At 67.9% G+C, this 18,601-nt stretch carries 13 protein-coding genes; 4 read left to right on the top strand and 9 right to left on the bottom strand.

Annotation, left to right across the window (positions count from 1 at the left end; all coding sequences use genetic code 11):
• The first annotated feature begins 189 nt into the window (after positions 1-189).
• Entirely contained in the window at positions 190-2,445 is a 2,256-nt protein-coding gene (locus OG698_RS13950) for an MMPL family transporter (RefSeq protein WP_406103334.1), read from the top strand.
• A 95-nt stretch (positions 2,446-2,540) separates the two neighbouring features.
• Here the strand turns inward: OG698_RS13950 and OG698_RS13955 are convergent, their stop codons facing one another.
• A complete protein-coding gene (locus tag OG698_RS13955; protein ID WP_406103335.1) occupies positions 2,541-3,503 on the bottom strand; it encodes a CDP-alcohol phosphatidyltransferase family protein in 963 nt (320 codons plus the stop codon).
• Between the two features lie 387 nt (positions 3,504-3,890).
• Here OG698_RS13955 and OG698_RS13960 point away from each other — a divergent pair, with 387 nt between their 5' ends.
• Complete coding sequence (locus OG698_RS13960) at positions 3,891-4,988, top strand: DegT/DnrJ/EryC1/StrS family aminotransferase (protein ID WP_406103336.1); 1,098 nt, start codon at positions 3,891-3,893, stop codon at positions 4,986-4,988.
• A gap of 41 nt (positions 4,989-5,029) precedes the next feature.
• Positions 5,030-6,022: a Gfo/Idh/MocA family oxidoreductase gene (locus tag OG698_RS13965; protein WP_406111056.1), complete on the top strand. Its 993-nt coding sequence runs from the start codon at positions 5,030-5,032 to the stop codon at positions 6,020-6,022.
• 9 nt (positions 6,023-6,031) lie between these two features.
• On the opposite strand, the gene OG698_RS13970 is transcribed toward OG698_RS13965, so the two are convergent.
• Positions 6,032-6,424, bottom strand: coding sequence for a GtrA family protein (locus tag OG698_RS13970; RefSeq protein WP_406103337.1), 393 nt, complete (start codon positions 6,422-6,424; stop codon positions 6,032-6,034).
• Between the two features lie 171 nt (positions 6,425-6,595).
• Here OG698_RS13970 and OG698_RS13975 point away from each other — a divergent pair, with 171 nt between their 5' ends.
• Positions 6,596-7,540 carry a glycosyltransferase family 2 protein gene (locus OG698_RS13975; RefSeq protein ID WP_406103338.1) on the top strand — a complete coding sequence of 315 codons (945 nt, stop codon included), beginning with the start codon at positions 6,596-6,598 and terminating at the stop codon, positions 7,538-7,540.
• 31 nt (positions 7,541-7,571) lie between these two features.
• On the opposite strand, the gene OG698_RS13980 is transcribed toward OG698_RS13975, so the two are convergent.
• The 7 genes from OG698_RS13980 to OG698_RS14010 all read right to left on the bottom strand — a co-directional run bounded on the left by OG698_RS13980 (position 7,572) and on the right by OG698_RS14010 (position 18,588).
• Positions 7,572-8,195 carry an acyltransferase gene (locus OG698_RS13980; protein ID WP_406103339.1) on the bottom strand — a complete coding sequence of 208 codons (624 nt, stop codon included), beginning with the start codon at positions 8,193-8,195 and terminating at the stop codon, positions 7,572-7,574.
• Between the two features lie 61 nt (positions 8,196-8,256).
• Positions 8,257-8,706: a hypothetical protein gene (locus OG698_RS13985; RefSeq protein ID WP_406103340.1), complete on the bottom strand. Its 450-nt coding sequence runs from the start codon at positions 8,704-8,706 to the stop codon at positions 8,257-8,259.
• 48 nt (positions 8,707-8,754) lie between these two features.
• On the bottom strand, positions 8,755-10,806 hold the full coding sequence (locus OG698_RS13990; RefSeq protein WP_406103341.1) for a N,N-dimethylformamidase beta subunit family domain-containing protein: 2,052 nt from the start codon (positions 10,804-10,806) through the stop codon (positions 8,755-8,757).
• Between the two features lie 16 nt (positions 10,807-10,822).
• Positions 10,823-12,268: a hypothetical protein gene (locus OG698_RS13995; RefSeq protein ID WP_406103342.1), complete on the bottom strand. Its 1,446-nt coding sequence runs from the start codon at positions 12,266-12,268 to the stop codon at positions 10,823-10,825.
• Between the two features lie 151 nt (positions 12,269-12,419).
• Positions 12,420-13,982, bottom strand: a complete 1,563-nt coding sequence (locus tag OG698_RS14000; protein ID WP_406103343.1) for a hypothetical protein — start codon at positions 13,980-13,982, stop codon at positions 12,420-12,422.
• A gap of 86 nt (positions 13,983-14,068) precedes the next feature.
• On the bottom strand, positions 14,069-16,312 hold the full coding sequence (locus OG698_RS14005; protein ID WP_406103344.1) for a CDP-glycerol glycerophosphotransferase family protein: 2,244 nt from the start codon (positions 16,310-16,312) through the stop codon (positions 14,069-14,071).
• 47 nt (positions 16,313-16,359) lie between these two features.
• Positions 16,360-18,588: a CDP-glycerol glycerophosphotransferase family protein gene (locus tag OG698_RS14010; protein ID WP_406103345.1), complete on the bottom strand. Its 2,229-nt coding sequence runs from the start codon at positions 18,586-18,588 to the stop codon at positions 16,360-16,362.
• Between the last annotated feature and the right edge of the window lie 13 nt (positions 18,589-18,601).

The raw sequence follows: 18,601 nt of genomic DNA on the forward strand, positions 1-18,601 counted from the left end.
ACTCCGGGAATTCCCTATAGATGTAGGGGACTTCAGTCCTCCTGAGTGGGGAGGCGCCCCGCCCGCAAGGAGGAGCCAGGCCCCCGCCGGCTCACCGGGCAGCACGACGAGACGCACTTATCGGGCCCATACCTTCGATACGGAGGTGACGGCGCGGTGCTGTCACCGCACACAAGGGGGCAGCCCGTCATGGGGAACCGAGACACGCGGGTACGGGGCCTGGCGGCCCGCGCCGGCGGCTGGAGCGTGCGGCACCGATGGGCGGCGGTGGGCATCTGGGTGCTGTTCGTCGTCCTGGCCATGGGGATCGGCACGGCCGCCGGCCGGGTCGATGTGTCGGACAGCGATCAGCTCCAGGGAGAGACCACACAGGCGGCGCGCATCATCGACGACGCCGGTATCGAGGAGCCCGCGGGCGAGACCGTGCTCGTCCAGGGCAGGCACGGCACAGCGCGGGCGACGGACGCCGATTTCCGGCGGGCCGTCGACGAGGTCGTGAAGGCGGTCCAGGGCACCGGCGCCGCCACCAACGTGAAGTCGCCCTACGACCCGCAGTCGAAGACGATCTCCAAGGACGGCCGCAGCGCGCTCGTCCAGTTCGACATGCGCGGCGACCCCGGCACGGCGAGCGACCGCGTCGAGCCGGTGCTCAAGGCCGTCGAGAAGGTCCAGCGGACCCATGGCTCGCTGCGGATCGAGGAGATCGGCGGCGCAAGCATGGGCAAGACGTTCGAGGACGCCTTCGGCAACGACTTCCAGCGGGCCGAGTACTCGGCGGTCCCGGTCGCGCTCGGCATCCTCCTCATCGCGTTCGGCGCACTGGTGGCCGCCCTCCTCCCGGTCGCCCTGGCCGTCACCGCGATCATGGCGACGATGGGCCTGATGGGCATCGTCAGTCACCTCCAGCCGATGAGCGACACCGCCAACTCCGTGATGCTGCTGGTGGGTCTCGCGGTCGGCGTCGACTACTGCCTCTTCTATCTGCGGCGCGAGCGCGAGGAGCGGATGAAGGGCCACGACCCGCAGACCGCGCTGCGGGTGGCGGCGGCGACGAGCGGCCGGGCCATCATCGTCTCGGGTGTCACGGTCTGCGTGGCGATGGCGGGCATGCTGTTCACGGGGCTCGCCGAGTTCCAGGCGATGGGTCTCGCCTCGCTGATGGTCGTGGCGGTCGCCATGGTGGGCTCCGTGACGGTGCTGCCGGCGCTGCTCTCGCTGCTCGGCGAGCGCGTGGAGAAGGGGCGGCTGCCGTTCCTGAACCGCGGCAGGCGACGTAGCGGGAACGGGGCTCCGGAGGGCAGCCGTTTCTGGCAGGCGGTGCTGCGCGTCGTCCTCGCCCGGCCCGCCGTGTCCGTGGTCGTCGCGATCGGCGCCCTCCTCGCGGTGACCGCCCCGGCACTCGGCATGAAGACCCAGAACCTCACCCTGGACCAGGAGTTCGGCGACTCGCTGCCGATCGTGGCGACGTACGACCGGCTCAACGACGCGTTCCCCGGCGGCTCCGAGCCGGCCGAGGTGGTCGTCAAGGCCGCCGACATCAACGCGCCCGAGGTGCGGAGCGCGATCGCCGAATTCCGTGAGGCTGCGGTCAGTTCGGGGGCTTCGCGCGGCCCGGTGGACCTCACCGTGCACGGCCGCGAGAACGTGGCGTTCATCAGTGTCCCGCTGGTCGGCGGCTCCGACCAGGACAGGGCGGAGAAGAGCCTCTCGCTGATCAGGGACCAGGTGCGGCCGGACACGCTCGGCAAGGTCGACGGGGTCGAGGCGCCCGTCACCGGTCAGGTCGCAGGATCGAAGGACTTCAACGACCAGATCGTCGGCTCGGTGGTCCCGGTGTTCGCGTTCGTCGTGGTCTTCGCGTTCCTGCTGATGCTGCTGTCGTTCCGGTCACTGACGGTGGCGATCACCTCGATCGCCCTCAACCTGCTGTCCGTGGGCGCCGCTTACGGCATCCTGGTCGCCGTCTTCCAGAACGGCTGGGGCGCGTCCTTGGTCGGCGCGGAGGGTGTGGGCGCGATCATCTCCTGGCTGCCGCTGTTCCTCTTCGTGATCCTCTTCGGGCTCTCGATGGACTACCACGTGTTCGTGGTGTCGCGGATCCGGGAGGCGCGGCTTCAGGGACGTACGAACAAGGACGCCATCACGCACGGCGTGGTGACGACGGCGGGCGTGGTCACCAGCGCGGCGGTCATCATGGTGGCCGTCTTCGCGATCTTCGGGACGCTGTCCATGCAATCGTTCAAGCAGATGGGTGTGGGCCTGGCGGCCGCGGTGCTCATCGACGCGACGGTCATCCGCGGCATCCTGCTCCCCGCCGTGATGGCGCTGCTCGGCGAGCGGAACTGGTATCTGCCGAAGTGGCTGCACCGGCTGCCCGACCTGACGCACGACGAGGTGGCCGCTCCCCCGCCCCCGGCCGTGACGGACGAGAGGGTGGGGGTGTGACGACGGCGTAGAGGGCTGAGGTACGCGTCGGGGGGGTGCCCCGCGGGACCGTCAGGTCCGGCGGGGCACCCCCTCACGTTCGAGCACCCTCACGTTCAGGCCGCCGCAGCGGTTCGTCGGCCGCGCTCCGCGAACGAGTCGATCGTGCGCGTGAAGTCGCGGGTCGACAGCAACAGCTTGTAGATGATGGCGAGTTCGAAGACGAGAAGAAGCGCTCCGGACACGATCGTCGCCCACAGGACCTGGTCGATCAGCGGGCCGATCATGAAGACGCCCATCTGGAACTCGATCCCGCTGATCAGATGGGTACGGATGCGGTGACGGAGAAGGAACGAGCGCAATCGCAGGTATACGGGGAAGCGGCTCCTGAACTCCTGGTGCAGGTCGACCACTTGGGGCGCGGGCTGCGGTGCGGCCTCCGCGACCCCCTGGGCCGACCGCGCCTTCTGGAGGTCCTGCTCGATGTCCGCTTCGGGGTTGTCGCGGAGGAGGTCCTCCATGAAGGCGAGCTCGGCCTCGTTCTCGGCGCGCCGCGCCTCCTTGACCCGCTCCTTGATCTGCTTGCGCATGGAGTGGCGGATCTTGAAGATCTCCAGGGAGTTGATGTAGCGCAGGGTGTCGAGGCCGACGACGGCCAGGGCGAGCCAGATGTAGAGCTCGTCACCGGTGCGTTCGTACTGGCCCGCCATGAGCGCGACCCCGCACACCATGACGCGGATGCGGTCGAAGACGAAGTCCAGCCAGGCGCCGAAGACCGACCCCTGGCCGGTGAGCCGGGCGACCTTGCCGTCCATGCAGTCGAGGATGAAGGACAGGTGGTAGACGACGGCGCCGGCGATGAGCCAGCGCCAGTCGCCCAGCCAGAAGCAGACGGCGGAGCCGAGGCCCAGGATGAAGGCTCCCCAGGTGATCTGGTTCGGGGTGATCCGCGTGCGCATCGCCGTCAGCCGCACGAGCGGCGTGGCGACCGGGTCGACGAGGAGCACGGTCCACCACGCGTCCCGTTTCTTCTGGGTGATGCGGCGCACCTCGTCGAGGGGCGGTATGTCTCGGCGCATGGCTGGTCAACTTCCTGGCGTTCGACGTGAGTTCATCTCACGCTAGAAAGCCCTTCACGCGAGGTTCAAGTAGCACAGAGCGCAACCTTTGGCCGTGGGTAACGGTCGAACTCCATGGCCAAGTCGATGACTTCGTCACGAACCACCTGCGTTACCCGAGCGTTATGAAATGACCTGACCGTTACCCAAAACGCGCGATCACTTCACGCCTCCCGTGGAACCAGGCCGCCGGCTGCGTGGCCGGGACGGCGAGCACCCCATACGGGCAAATCACCTCATCCTACGCATACTGCCTTCCGGGTTGATTGGTGGTGCCATCAGAAACCCCTGACACGGAACTGCGGTTAAAGGCAGGCCGACTCCCTCGCTCTCGAACGGAGACTGCCCGTGTGCGGGTCCAGCCTGCCTATCCCAGCCGCCCGGCCCGTGATCGGCGAAGCCGAGATCGAAGCCGCCGTACGCGTCCTGCGTAGCGGCCATGTCATCCAGGGGCCAGAGGTGGCCGCCTTCGAGGAGGAGTTCTCGCAGCTGGTCTCCGGCCGTAGCTGTGTAGCGGTCAGCTCCGGCACCTCCGCGCTGCAACTGAGCCTCATGGCGCTCGGCATCGGAGCGGGCGACGAGGTGGTGGTGCCCTCCTTCTCGTTCGCCGCCACCGCCAACGCGGTACGCCTGGTGGGCGCCGAACCCGTCTTCGCCGACATCACGCCCGGCACCTACTGTCTCGATCCGCTCGCCACGGCGGCTGCGATCGGCCCGCGAACCGCGGCGCTGATGCCGGTGCATCTGTACGGACACCCCGCCGCCATGGACCACCTGATGCCGCTCGCCGAGCGCCATGACCTCGCCGTCGTCGAGGACGCCTGCCAGGCGCACGGCGCCGCCCTGCACGGTCAGCCCGTCGGAACCTTCGGGCAGGCCGGATGCTTCAGCTTCTATCCGACGAAGAACATGCACGCGCTCGAAGGCGGCATGATCACCACCGCCGATCCCGAACTGGCCCGCACCCTCAGACTGCTCAGGAACCAGGGCATGGAACACCGGTACAAGAACGAGATCGTCGGCGCCAACTTGCGGATGACCGATGTCGCGGCGGCCGTCGGCCGCGAGCAGCTGAAGCAGTTGCCTGCGTGGACCGAGCGGCGGCGGGCCAACGCCAAGGTGCTCGACTCCCGTATCGAAGGGCTGCCCGTGCCACAGGTGGCCGATGGCGCCCGGCACGTCTACCACCAGTACACCGTCGCCATCCCCGACGGCCGCAGGGACGCCGTACAGCAGGAACTGGCGCGGCAGGGCATCGGCAGCGCGGTGTACTACCCGACGCCGATCCACCGTCTGAAGCCGTACCACGACCCGGCCGGCCCTCCCTTGCCCGAGACCGACCGCGCTGCCGCCGCGGTGCTCTCGCTGCCGGTCCACCCGACCCTCGGGCAGGGCGACCTGGAGCGCGTCGCCCGGGCCGTGAGCGTCGCCGGAGGTGCCCGGTGAGCAAGCAGACCCTGCGTGCGGGACTCGTCGGTCTGGGTGCGATGGGACGCAACCACGCCCGGGTGCTGTCGTCGCTCGACGGCGTCGAACTCGTCGGCGTCATGGACCCGGCGGGAGACGCCACGGGCGCTGCGCGTGGCGCCCCGGTCGTCGCCACCCTGCCTGAACTGCTCGCGCTCGGCCTCGACTACGCCGTGGTCGCCTGCCCCACCGCGCTGCACGAGGAGATCGGCCTCGCCCTGGCCGCGGACGGCGTGTGCGCGCTGATCGAAAAGCCGCTCGCCCACTCCGCGACTGCGGCCCGACGACTGGTCGACGCCTTCGACAGGGCCGGTCTGATCGCCGGGGTCGGGCACATCGAGCGCTTCAACCCGGCGTTGCAGAGCCTGCGTTCGCGCCTGGAGGCGGGCGAGCTGGGCGAGATGTTCCAGGTGGTCACGCGGCGGCAGGGGCCCTTCCCGCAGCGCATCGCGGACGTGGGCGTCGTCAAGGACCTGGCGACCCACGACATCGATCTCACCAGCTGGGTGACGGGGTGTCACTACGCTTCCTTGGCTGCCCGCACGCTCTCCAAGAGCGGCCGCCCGCACGAGGACATGGTCGCGGTCGTCGGTGAACTCACCAACGGCACCATGGTCAGCCACCTAGTGAACTGGCTGAGCCCGCTCAAAGAACGCTTCACGGCGGTGACCGGCGAGCACGGCTGCTTCATCGCGGACACCCTCACCGCGGACCTCACCTTCCATGCCAACGGCGCCGTCGCCACGGAGTGGGAAGCGCTGAGCACCTTCCGCGGAGCCGCCGAGGGCGACATGGTCCGGTACGCCATCCCCAAGCGCGAGCCGCTGTTCGTCGAGCACGAGCGGTTCCGCGACGCCGTGGAAGGCAAGGACACGGACATCGTCACCCTCGAACAGGGGCTGAGGACGGTCGAGGTCGCCGAGGCGGTCCTCGACTCGGCACGGCGGAAGACGGACCTGCCGCTGCAGAGCCCGCACCCCCGGAATCTGGCGGCGGTCATCCAGCGGTCGTGAGGTGCCCGGTCACGGCAGTCGGGTCGGCTCGGGCCTGCCCGGACTGCCGTGGCTTCGCACACCGGACGACCTGAAGACCCACCACCGAAATGCGCCGTAATTCACCACCGCATTGACGATGGCCGACGCCGTCTTCGCCGCTACATAGGGCACACCCAGAGCTGTCAATCCGGTGACCGTCGCCACAGTTGCACTGTAATTCAGCCCGACGAGCACAAGATATTTGGCGAAGGCCGGTCCGGCCAGTGCGCCGCTGCGAAATACGAAAGCCCTGTTGAGGCCGAAATTGACCGCCAGTACGGTCACAAACGCCAGCGAGGTGGCCGCGGCCAACGGCATATGAAGTCCGCCGTGCAGCAGGACCAGCGTCCCGACATCGATCAGGTAGCACAGCCCTCCCACAAGAAGGAACCTTGTCGTATCAGCCGAGAAAAAGCGGCAAACGGTGTCCCACAGTTTCCGTACGATTTCTGGTACCTTCCCCCCTGCTCCAGCCCATCGTCGCAGACGGGCTCCAGTTGAAGAACCGTGAGAGGTTTTTTCTCCGTGTATCGAAATATGAAAGTCGCGGTTGTGGTGCCGGCGTACAACGAGGAAAAGTTGATCGCCCGGACGATCAACACCACGCCCGATTTCGTCGACCATATCGTGGTGATCGACGACGCCAGCAGTGACTCGACCGCCGTCGAGGCGATCGACGCCGGCGACCCGCGGGTGGTGCTCATCCAGCACGAAAGGAACACCGGCGTCGGTGGAGCGGTCTGCGACGGGCACAAGGAGGCATTGCGGCTGGGGTGCGACGTCTCGGTGGTCATGGCGGGCGACGGGCAAATGGACCCGGCCTATCTTCCCGCCCTGCTGGCTCCGATCTGTGACGGGACCGCTCTCTTCACGAAGGCGAACCGCTTCTACTCGCGCGACTCCTACCGCGGCATGCCGAAACACCGGATTCTCGGCAACGTCATCCTCTCCTTCATGACCAAGCTGGCATCGGGGTATTGGCACCTGTTCGACCCCCAGAACGGGTACACCGCGATCCACCGGGCGGCGCTGGAACGGTTGAACCTCGACCGCGTGGCCAAGGACTACTCATTCGAAAACGACCTGCTGATCAATCTGAACATCCTCCGGATCCCGGCCTGCGACGTCCCGATTCCCGCGGTCTACGGGGATGAGGTGTCAACCATGCGGATGCACAAGGTCATTCCGGCATTGATCGGCCAGCTGGCTCGCGGGTCCGGGCGACGCGTCGTCCTGAAGTACGTCGTCTTCTCCTTCTCGCCGATCGCTCTCCTGCTCCTGGCGGGACTGTTCCTGATCGCCTTCGGCAGCGCGGCAAGCACGTGGGTACTGGTCCACACACTCGGGCCCGCGAGCGCCAGCGCAGGAAGTGTCCTGCTGGCAACCCTGCCGATCCTCACCGGAATTCACTTTCTCATCGGCGCCCTCATGCTCGATATCCAGGAGAGCCCGGACCGCCCGGCCGCCACCGCCGCCGGGTTCGGAGGCTCCGGATGAAGTCCGCCGCGGCCATGGCGGCGTTCTCGCATCAGACCTCCGTGAGAACGCCGTCGCTCTCGGCGTGCAGGACCCCGGTGTCCGGGCATTCCCACATCCCGGTCGAGCCGGGGACCTCGCTGAGCCGCAGGCCCGCGCGCCCCACCCAGCCGATGTGACGGGCCGGGACGCCGGCGACAAGGGCGAAGTCCGGCACGTCCCGTGTCACCACGGCGCCGGCGGCCACCATCGCCCAGCGGCCGACGCGGACCGGAGCCACGCAGACCGATCGCGCGCCGAGCGACGCGCCCTCGCAGACCGTGACCCCCACGGGCTCCCAGTCGGCACCTCGCTTGGGCCGCCCTTCGGGGTCGACCGAGCGCGGATTGTGGTCGTTGGTCAGCACGACCGCGGGACCGACGAAGACACCGTGGCCGAGCTCCGCCGGCTCGTAGACCAGGGCGTGGTTCTGAATCTTGACCCCGTCGCCGATCCGGACTCCGGGGCCGACATAGGCGCCCCGCCCCACCACGCAGTTGTCGCCCAGCACGGCCGTCTCACGGATCTGGGCGAGCTCCCACACGGCGGTACCGGGGCCCACCGCGGCCGACTCGTCGACCTGGGCCCCGGCTGCGATCCGGACCGGAGCGAGCGGCGCTTCGCTGTTCTGCTTCATGTGTTGTGGAACGACCCAAGGGGTGTCTGGGTTCGGGGACTTGGCCCGTTCTTCTTCTCTCCTACCAGCCGGCCGGCTCTTCGCCGCAAACAGGGCCGAGGGTGATGCAGGCGGTCCCAGCCTCTTCGCACACATGCAGGGTGAAACAGTGCTGGATGGCGCCATAGAAGTAGCCGGTAGCGGTCTCCCCTGCCTTCACCGTTTCCGTGACCCTGCCTGATTCGGGCCCCCCGGTCGTATCCGCGTACCACACCGTGTAGGTCATCGGCCGGGCGCCGCCATTTGTGATGACGTACTGGAGGCCGGTTACATCCTGGACTTCTCGTGCCGTGACGCAGACCCGCGTGCTGCCCAGATTTCCGCAGGTGCTGGTTGCCTGCCGTTTCTCTTTCGCGGATGCCGGCTGTTCCTCTTGCCCGGACTCCGCACCAGCAGTCGAGGCGGGAAGGCCCAGCGCAACCACCGCGGCCGCGGCGCCGACCAGTACGGTGCGACGCGAGGTCTCCTTCATATTCTCTCCTCTCCCCGTCGGCGGTACCTGATCCTGTGTGTCAAGACACTAGGCCACCGCTTTCGCGAAAACGTTCAGCAGGATCTTCTGGATCGCGGTGTCGAACGGAATACTGCCGGTGAAGGACAAGGAGCCGACCGAGAACACCCAGCCCTTGGGGGAAACGGGCGGCACATAGAGCATTTCGGCCCCGCCCGAATTATTGAGCCCTTCCGCGATAAGTACGGATCCGGGCACGGCGGCCTGTCGACGGTCGACCTCCCAGCCACTGGCGGCGACGTCGTACGAGACGCCGCCAATGGCGTCTCCCACGTTCAGACCGGTTCCCGCCGTAAAAGGATTGTTATCGGTGTCGCGCACCTCGTACGGGGCGAAGGACATATACGTCGGCGGGAAGTGCGATACGCCCAGGATTTGCGATTCGGACTGCCCGGAATCTGCGAAAACATCTCGTGAGCCGTTGGGCCGTCGAAAAATGACTGCGTTACCGTCCGGCGTGTACTGCATCCGTTCGTAGATTCCGTTCCCGCCCAGGTAGATGATGCGGCCACCGTTGTTCTGGAAGGCTGCAATGTTGTCACGCGCGGTTTGCGTGAAATACTCCGGATGGGTGGTCAGCACCAGCGCCTTGTAATTCCCGCCCTGCGCAGGTGTCCGCAGCCAGCCGGCGCCCGTCGCATGCAGGTCGTTGTCCGCGTAGCAGTCGTACTGGATGCTCTGTGAGCTCATCCATCGAAATAGCAGCAGGTCACTGTAGAGCAGGTGGTCGATGATTCCGGTCGCGGTCACATAGGAGTTGTCCCACGAGGTTCCCATATTGGGGCGCTGCAGGGTGACGGTCCGCTGCGCACCGGATTGACCGGTCGTATATTGATTGTGCCCGCCCCAGAAATTGTAGGCGTTATAAGTATTGGTCGGCACCAGGACGGCGATCTGCCGCTGCGGCGATGATGGCCGCACGACGAACATCACGTTGTGCTCTTTGCCCTGGGGTGATTTCAATTGTGAGGCGTATACGCCAGAAGGCCAGCTCGCCCCGGTCCCCACGGATACCGAGAAGGACGAATTCCACCCGCACCCTGCGCTGTGATATCCGCTCTGCAGCAGCTGGAACTGTCCGGTTCGAGTAGCGGGCGGGGTGACCGTGACGGGGCCACCGGAGGCAGGAGCGAGGCGCACAGTGGACGACGTGTACGAAGGGAACGTCGTGGAGACGTGGATGCCGAGACTCGTGCCCTGTCGAGTGGACAGTGACGTCGGATAGCCCTGCAACGCCGCCGAATTCTCGCGGGTGAAACCCGAGCCGACCACAGCGCCGGACCCGCTGGCCCATTGGACGCCGCTGGTATCGACGGTCTCGGAGTTGAGCAGGCGGTACCACTGGAGTTGGTTGTCGGGGCCCGGCGGGTTGGCGGCGTTCGTGTTGATCTTGTACACGGTACCTGAACCGTTGGAGAAAAGGCCCCTCTCGAACGGACCCAGAATGGTGGTGTCAACAGGCGCGCCGCCGTTCGCCCAGTTGAACGATCCGGTTGAGCCGAGATAGCGGAACCAGCTGAGCGCGCTGCCGTGCCGCGTTCCAAAAATAACGCCGTTCGGGTCGGCGAACAGTTGGGTGTAGGGCTGCCATTGCGAGCCGATCTTGGCACCCGAATTCGCCGCCCAGCTGAAGGAGCCGTTCGTGCCGGTATATTTGTACCAACGCAGGTCCCCGTTGCCGTCCTGCGCGTAGAGGACGTTGCCCCACCCGCCGATGACGCGCGGGAAGTTCCACTGGGTACCGATACGACTGCCGCTTGCCGAGTGCCAGCTCCCGGCGCCGGTGCCGAGGTTGGACAGGATGTATCGGTACCAAATAAGGTCCCCGTTGGGCAGGAACGCGAAGATCTGTCCGTCGGCGGCGGCCAGGACGAAACGGAATTTCTGCCATCCGGTGCCGATGAGTCGAGGGGCGCCAGAATTTGCCCAGGAGGCGGGGGCGCCCGTCGCCCAATTGATATGCCGATACCAATAAAGATTTCCGTCGGCCTGAATCGCGTAGATGATTCCGTTGCCACCGGGAACCAAGCTCAAGAACCGCTGTTGAGGGTCATAGGCCACGTCTTTTTATGCCCTTTCAGATAAACCGCCGTGGGCATGATCGTGCGTTATTGGTCCACGTGCAAGAATCGACACGATCCCATCGGGCCGAGGCCCGGAGGGCAGGGATCAGCGACAGGCAGAGCACGCCGATGAACAGCGGCGCTGCCATGTAGCGGAAGCACGGCGCGGGATTGGCTGCGAGCACGGTGAGCTGCACGCCGAGGGAGACGCCCGCCAGGGCGAGCAAGGGACGGCATCGGCGGGCCCGGGCGAGCAGGGCGACGAGCGCGTAGGTGGCGTAGCACCAGGTGGCGCCACGCCAGAAGAGCCACTCGAGCTGGGGGACGCGGAAGGCGGAGCGGCCGAAGTTGGCGGCGTGGTTGAGGGTCCGGGACAGCGGCCGGGCCGTGAGCACCGGCCGGTACGGGCTGTCCTGGATCGAGCGGAAACCCCAGAGGTCGGCGGGGATCGATGTGCCGTACGTCCATGTCTTGGCGCTCATGCCCCGTGGTCCGGGGAAGACGGCCCAGGCGATGTGCGCTCGGCACAGCCGCGCGCCGAAGATCTGCTGGGGGGACGTGCGCAGGACGCGCCACCACAACCGCACCAGCGGTTCGGCGAGCCGGTCGGCCGCGGCCCGGTTCAGCGAGGGGCTGTAGTAGAGCACGTCGGACACATAGCAGTTGGTGCCGGCGCCCCGCCAGGTCGAAAGCGGCGCCACCGTGGCCATGAGCCGCAGATCATCAGGGGTGAACAGACCCGGCTCCTGCGCATAGGTCACCGCCAGGTCGGCGTAGTGCAAGTTGTAGACGAATGCCTTGCTCGGCTGCTCGATGCCGGCCGCCGGATAGACGACGAGCATGAGCAGCAGCGTCAGGGCCGTGGTGGCGGCAGCGAGGCCGGCGATCATGCGCCGGGCTCCGGGCAGCGCCAGGAGCAGGGCCAGTGACGCGATCACGGACATCGGGAAGCCGTTGTTGCGGAAGAGGTCGACGCCCAGGAGCCCGGCGCACAGCAGCAAGAGCTCCGAACGGTGCAGACGGCCGTTCCACGTGCCGTTCGAGCGCCTGCCCAGGAGCCGTACCGACACTGCGAACACCAGTACCGCACAGATCGTGAACGGCACGTCCTTCCAGATGAAGACGGTGAAGGACCCGAGCGGTGGAGCCGCCGCGCAGGCCACCGCGGCCGGTGCGCTCCATCGCCCCCGTACACCCAGAGTCCGCAGGCTCACGCACGTGTAGCCGAGTACCGCGGACATCGCGACCGTCTGCAGCAGCGTCAGCACAGCGAGGTCCCCCGTGATGCCGAGGGTCAGCCGGACCAGCGCGTTGTAGAGCACCGAGTGGTCCGAGCGCCAGTGGCCGGTGGTGACCTGCCACGTGTAGACGACCGAGTCCATGCTCATCAGACCCGGGTAGAAGGCCGCCCACCACAGCAGGTGGCAGGCCTGGCACGAGAGGAAGACGGCCAGCGGCAACCGTAGTTCCGGAGGTACGCGCGACCAGAGGGCCCGGGCCTTCGTGGCCGTCTTCACCTCGGACCGGCCGGAACGGACTTGTTGTGGGGGATGGACGGAGATCTCCTGGGCGTTCGGACACCGAGCGGTTTTCAGCTGCTCCGTGCGCTTCTCACGGGATGTACTCCACGTTCTTCGGTGAGGTGGGCGAGGTCGCTGCGGTGGTGGACGGTGTCGCTCGGGACGCCGGGGGCGGGACGACGGGGCGTCCGGCACCGCGCAACGCGGGAATGAGGGACAGGCAGAGCACGCCGATGAACATGGGGGCCGCCATGTAGCGGAAGCACGGCGAGGGGGTCGCGACGAATACGGTGAGCTGATTGCCGAGGGTGATGCCTGCCAGGGCGAACAGGGGGCGGCAGCCACGGGCCCGGGCGAGCCGGGTGACGAGCACGTAGGTGGCGTAGCACCAGATCGCGCCGCGCCACAGGAGCCACTCCAGCTGGGGAACGCGCGAGGCGGCATACGCGAAGACTCCGACGTCATGGAGGGCTTGGGACGGGGGCTGAGGCTGGGCCGCCTGTCGGTAGGGGCTCGTCCGCATCTCCGGGTACCACTTGTAGAACACCGGGTTCACCCAGTTGAGGGAGTTGTACGTCCTGCCTCCTTGATCCTGCGGCCCGGGGAAGACGGCCCAGGCGATGTGCCCGCGGCAGATCCGTGCGCCCATCACTCTCTGGGGGGCCTTGCGCAGAGTGCGCCACCACAACTGCACGAGGGGTGCCGTGAGTTGGTCGGTGACATGCCTGTTCAGCTTCCGGTACAGCGGGTCGGAGGCAAAGCAGGTGGCTCCGGTCGTACGCCAGTCCGAGAGCGGCGCCGCCCGGGCCATCAACCGCAGATCATCCTGGGTGAACAGGCCCGGCGCCTGCGCATACGTCACCGCCAGGTCGGCGTAGTGGAGGTTGTAGACCAGTGTCTTGGGCGGCTTCTGGATGCCGACCGCCGAATAGACCACGAGCATCAGCGTCAGTGTCACGGCGGTGGTGACGGTGACCAGCACGGCGATCGCGCGGCGGGCCCCGGGCAGCACCAGAAGAAGGCTCAGGGCCGCGATCACGGCAACGGGGAAGCCGTTGTTGCGGAAGAGGCCGATGCCGAGGAACGCGGCGCACAGGAGCAGGAGTTCGGGGCGTCGCAGGTGACCGTTCCACCTCCCCCGCAACCGTCTGCCCACCAGTCGTACCGTCACGGCGAAGGCCAGCACCGCACAGATCGTGAACGGCACGTCCTTACCCACGTAGACGGTGAACACACCGAGCGGTGGAGCCGCCGCGCAGCCCACTGCGGCCGGTGCGCTCCACCGTCCGCGTACACCCAGAGTCCGCAGGCTCGCGCACGTGTAGCCGAGTACCGCGGACATCGCGACCGTCTGCAGCAGCGTCAGCGCCGCGAAGCCCCCGGTGCCGTTGAGGGACAGCCAGAGCAGGGAGTTGTAGAGGACCGAGTGATTGGAGATCCAGTGGTCGGTGGTGACCTGCCAGGTGTAGGCGAGCGCGTCGTAGTCGATCAGGCCTGGGTAGAACGCCATCCACCACAGCAAGTAGCAGGCCTGGCAGGACAGGTAGACGACGAGCGGCAACCGCAGCGCCGGCGGTACGCGCGACCACAGCTCGTGGGCCCTGGCTGCCGCCGTTGAGGAATGGAGCCGGGAACGGGGCGCTGTGGCTGACATGGCGGAGGTCTCCTGGGCGTTCGGACCGGAGCGGCGAGCGGAAGGTGAGAGGAAGGACAGGGCGGTGGCCCACGCTGCGGCCCTGGTCATCGTGTGCCGTCCGGGACTGCGGGGTGCGCGGCGTCGCGGGGCTGTCGTGCGTCCTGCTGAGGGATGGACGACGGGGGGTACTCCTGGCCGAGCATGATCAGGGAGACCACCCGGGCGGCCGCGTGCCCGTCGTCGTACGGACAGAACCGTCGGCGGAAGGCGGCTCGAAGAGCGGCGGATCGCGCGTCCTGCCATGCCCCGGAGGCGAACAGATCCGTCAGCTCTTCGGTGCTGGTGGAGACATGGCCCGGCGGCTCGGCCGGCAGATCGACGTAGGCGCCACGGGCCGCCCGGTACGCCGCCCAGTCGTCGCCGTGGACGATGATCGGGCGGTCCGTGTTGGCGTAGTCGAACATCAGGGACGAGTAGTCGGTCACCAGGGCGTCGGAGACGAGCATCATGTCCTGTACCGAGGGCTCGTCGGTGACGTCGAGGAGCTGCCCGCGCCGCTGGAGGTCGCGCAGCTGCAGACCACGGATCTCGGCCTTGGCGTCCCTCGGGTGCAAACGGACGAGCAGGGTGACCGTCGGCCCCAGCTCCCTGACCAGGTGCTCGAAGTCGAGTCGCGGCACGTACGACTTGCGGTGGTCGCGCCAGGTCGGGGCGTAGAGCACCACGGTGTTGCCGTCCGGGACACCGAGCCGCTTGCGCAGAGCGACCGTCCGCGACGTGTCCCCCCGCACCAGCACGTCGTTGCGCGGGGCGCCGGTCGGCAGTGAGGTGAAGTGACAGGGATAGGCGCGGTCCCAGATCTGCTGCGCGTACGGACTGGAGACCAGGCTGAAGTCCCAGCGGTCCGCACGCCGGAGCAGCGCACGGACATCGACGTGATACTTCGCGGCCGGGCGGCCGAGCAGGTCGACGCCCATGTGTCCCAGGGGTGTCCCCTGGTGGGTGTGCACATGGATCTGCCCCGGGCGCTTCACCAGGCCGTGTGTCCAGTCGACGTTGTTGACGAAATACGTGGCGCGGCTCATCACCCGGTGGTAACCCGGTGTGTCCGGGGCGACGTGGTCGATGCCTCCCGGCAGCCGCTCCACGTCGTCCGGCCGCACCACCCACACCGGGTGGATGTGCGGGGCCAGCATCCGGGCCGCGTCATGGACGGCCGCCGGATCGCCGAGCACACCGCGGTGCCAGAAGGCCGAGTACACGGCGAGATTCGGATCGAGCGGGCGCCGGCGCTGGGTCCCGGCGATGGCTCTGTTGATCCGCCGTGTGGTCGCCTTGCGCACCTCGCTCTTCTTGCGGAGGGACGCGTTGCGCAGCCGCTCCGCCAGCAAGCAGGCCTGGAACACGGGGTAGGGACTGCCGGGGAGCAGGCGCCACTGGGTGCGGTAGGCATCGTCCGGCGGGGTGAAACCGTCCGGCTTGTAGCGCCGGTAGAACCCCACTGTCTCCCGGTAGAAGGCGGCCCGGTCCTCGGGCAGTACTCGCTCGCCGAGCGGCATCGTCGCCAGGAAGTGGTTGATCATCCGCTCGAAGAGGAGCGGCCTCGCCCCGTCCAGTTCCGGGTGTTCGTCGAGAAACGCGAACAACCCCGCGTACTGCGCGAAGATGTCGAAGTGCCTGCGTCCCGGGGTGCGGGTGATCGCGCCACGCCTGCGCTGCAGATACTGGACGCACACCCGGTCGAGACAGGCGATACGGCGGGCGCACATCAACGCCTGATAGGTGACGGGGGCGTCCTCGTAGAGACCCTGCTGGTAGGTGAATCCGTGGCCGGTGAAGAAGTCGCGACGGTATGCCTTGTTCCAGGCGACCAGGAACAGATGCAGATACTGGGGACTGCGCATGACGTCGAACGTGTCCGTGCCCGCGGAGGCGAGCAGATCCGCCGTCATGCTCCTGCCGCCACGGCCCCACCAGTGCGTGCGCACATGGTCGAAGACGAGAACGTCCGGGTCGCCGGTGACGGCGAGCCGCTCGTCGATGGCTCGCAGGGCTCCGGGGGTGTAGCTGTCGTCGCTGTCGAGGAAGAGCAGATAGTCGCCGGTGGCGTGGCCGACCCCCGCGTTGCGTGCCCGGCCGAGGCCGACGTTCTGCGGCAGGTGGACCGCGGTGACCCGGGCGTCGCGCGCCGCGTACTCGTCGATGATGTTGCCGCAGTTGTCGGGTGAGCAGTCGTCGACCGCGATGACCTCGATGTCGGTGCAGGACTGCGTCAGGATCGAGTCGAGGCACTCGCGCAGGTAGCCCTGGACCTTGTGGACGGGGACGATGACGCTGAAACGAGGCACGGGCTCTTCCACGGTCGTGAGGGATGGGGGCGTGCGGTTCGGACGGGTCAGTGGTGCGGGACGCGGGCTGCGGCCGGGGCCGGAACGCGCTCGCCCAGCGGAACGACCGGCGGCAGGGCCTCGGCCGGCTCACCGAGCAGCACCCGGCGCACCACCCGCTCCGCGGCACGCCCGTCGTCGAATTCGCAGAACCGCTCACGAAACGCGCCGCGCAGCCGGGCCGCGGCCTCGCCGTCCCACTCGCCACCGCGGAAGATCCGCGTGAGCTCGTCCTGGGTACGGGCCACCGGACCCGGCGGCGCGGCGAGCAGATCGAAGTAGACGCCCCGTGTCTCCCGGTAGATGTCCCAGTCGTCGGCGTACACGACGATCGGGCGGTCGAGGTTGGCGTAGTCGAACATGATCGACGAGTAGTCCGTGATCAGCGCGTCCGCGGCGAGGCACACCTCCTCGGGCGAACGGTGCTCCGTCACGTCGATCAACGCGCCGGAGCGCAGCATCCCTTCGAGGCCTGCGGCCCCCTCGTAGGAGTGGTGGGCCCGCAGCAGCACGACGAACTCCTCGCCGAGCGCCTCGCAGAATGCGACGAGGTCCAGCTGGGGGAGGAAGTCCGTGCGGTAGTCGCGGTGGGTCGGCGCGTACAGCACCGCGGTCCGTTCCTCGGGGACGCCGAGGCGGCGCCGGATCGCGGCCACGTCCTCGGCCGTCGACAGGTAGAACGCGTCGTTGCGCGGATAGCCGACGTCCAGACTCTCGTACTCGCCCGGGTAGGCCCGCTCCCAGACCTCGGTGGAGTGGCGGTTCGAGGAGAGGTTGAAGTCCCAGCGGTCCACGCGCTGCAGGAGCTTGCCGAGCGGGCCGGCCGCGGCCGCCGCCGCCGGGAACTCCACCTGGTCCACGCCCATGCGCTTGAGCGGGGTGCCGTGCTGGGTCTGCACATGGACGGTGCCGGGGCGCTTCTTGACCGCCATCTCGAAGTTGACGTTGTTGAAGGTGTACTTGGCGGTGGCCATCACCTGCCAGTAGCGGGCGCTTCCGATCACCACTGTCTCCACGTCCTGCGGCATCTGTCGCGCGTGGTCCTCGGTCGCCAGAAAGACCGTTCTGATGTGCGGGGCCAGACGCCGCGCCGCCGCGTGGATGGCGGCGGGGTTACAGGTGTAGCCGCGACCCCAGTACGAGGAGAAGACAGCGAGGTTCTCGTCGACCGGCCGTCTGAGGAAGGCCCCGTACGGGTTCCCGGTCCGCTTCCGCAGTCTCCTGAGGAGCCGTCCGACAGGCCGCGCCACCCTGCCGAGGCAGCGCTTCGTGCCGCGCAGTGCGCGGAATGCCGTGTAGGAGCGGGAAGCCAGCAACGCGTGCTGCAGCCCCACGCTGCCTCCTGGCGGGCGGTGGCCCGTGGGTCGGTGCTGACGGTAGAGCCGGGCGGCCCTGCGGAAGTACTGTCGCCGCAGCGCGGGCCTCGGCAGCCGTGTGGGCGATGCCGCTGTCTTGAGCACCCCGCACACCAATTGGTGGAAGACCCGGCCGAGCAGCGCCGCGTCCGGCTTCAGCTCCGCCGCCCGGCGCATCACCAGGTCGAACCGGTCGAGGAGATCCATGTGGTGGAGTCCGGGGATCTGGTTCCGGCTGCCTTGGCGGCGCAGCAGATGGCGTACGCAGATCCGGTCGAGCAGCGCGATCCGCTCGGCCCGCAGCGCGGCCAGCACGCTCCACACCGTGTCGGTGAACATGCCGGGCACGAAGGCCAGTTCGTGCCGGGACACGAAGTCGCGCCGATAGGCCGCGCTCCATGCGGGCACCAGCACATCGGGCAGCGCCGGGTGCTGCTCCACGGTAAAGGTCCCGGCCGGGGCCCCCTGCCACAGCCGCTCGAGCGTCGCGCCCCAGCTGCCGTCGAACCAGTGCACCCGCTCATGGTCGAAGAGCAGCAGATCGGGCGCTTCGCACTCGGCGAGCCGGGCGTCGAGGATTCCCAGTGCGCCGGGCACCAGCGTGTCGTCGCCGTCGAGGAAGAGCAGGAACTCGCCCTCGGCAACGGCGATCCCGGCATTGCGTGCGCCCGGCAGGCCGTGACCCGGTGGCGAGTGCACCACCTTGATCCGCGGATCGCGGTCCGCGTGTGCGGCCACGATCGAGGCACACAGCCCTTCCGGGGCGCTGACGACCGCGATCAGTTCGAGGTCGGCGAAGGCCTGGCCGAGCACCGAATCAAGACAGTCGGGCAGTCGCCCCGGCCCGTCGTGGGCGGGAACAACAACGCTGAAGCGGGGCAACACACTCTCCTTC

The organism is Streptomyces sp. NBC_01003 (assembly GCF_045162695.1).
GTDB lineage: Bacteria > Actinomycetota > Actinomycetes > Streptomycetales > Streptomycetaceae > Streptomyces.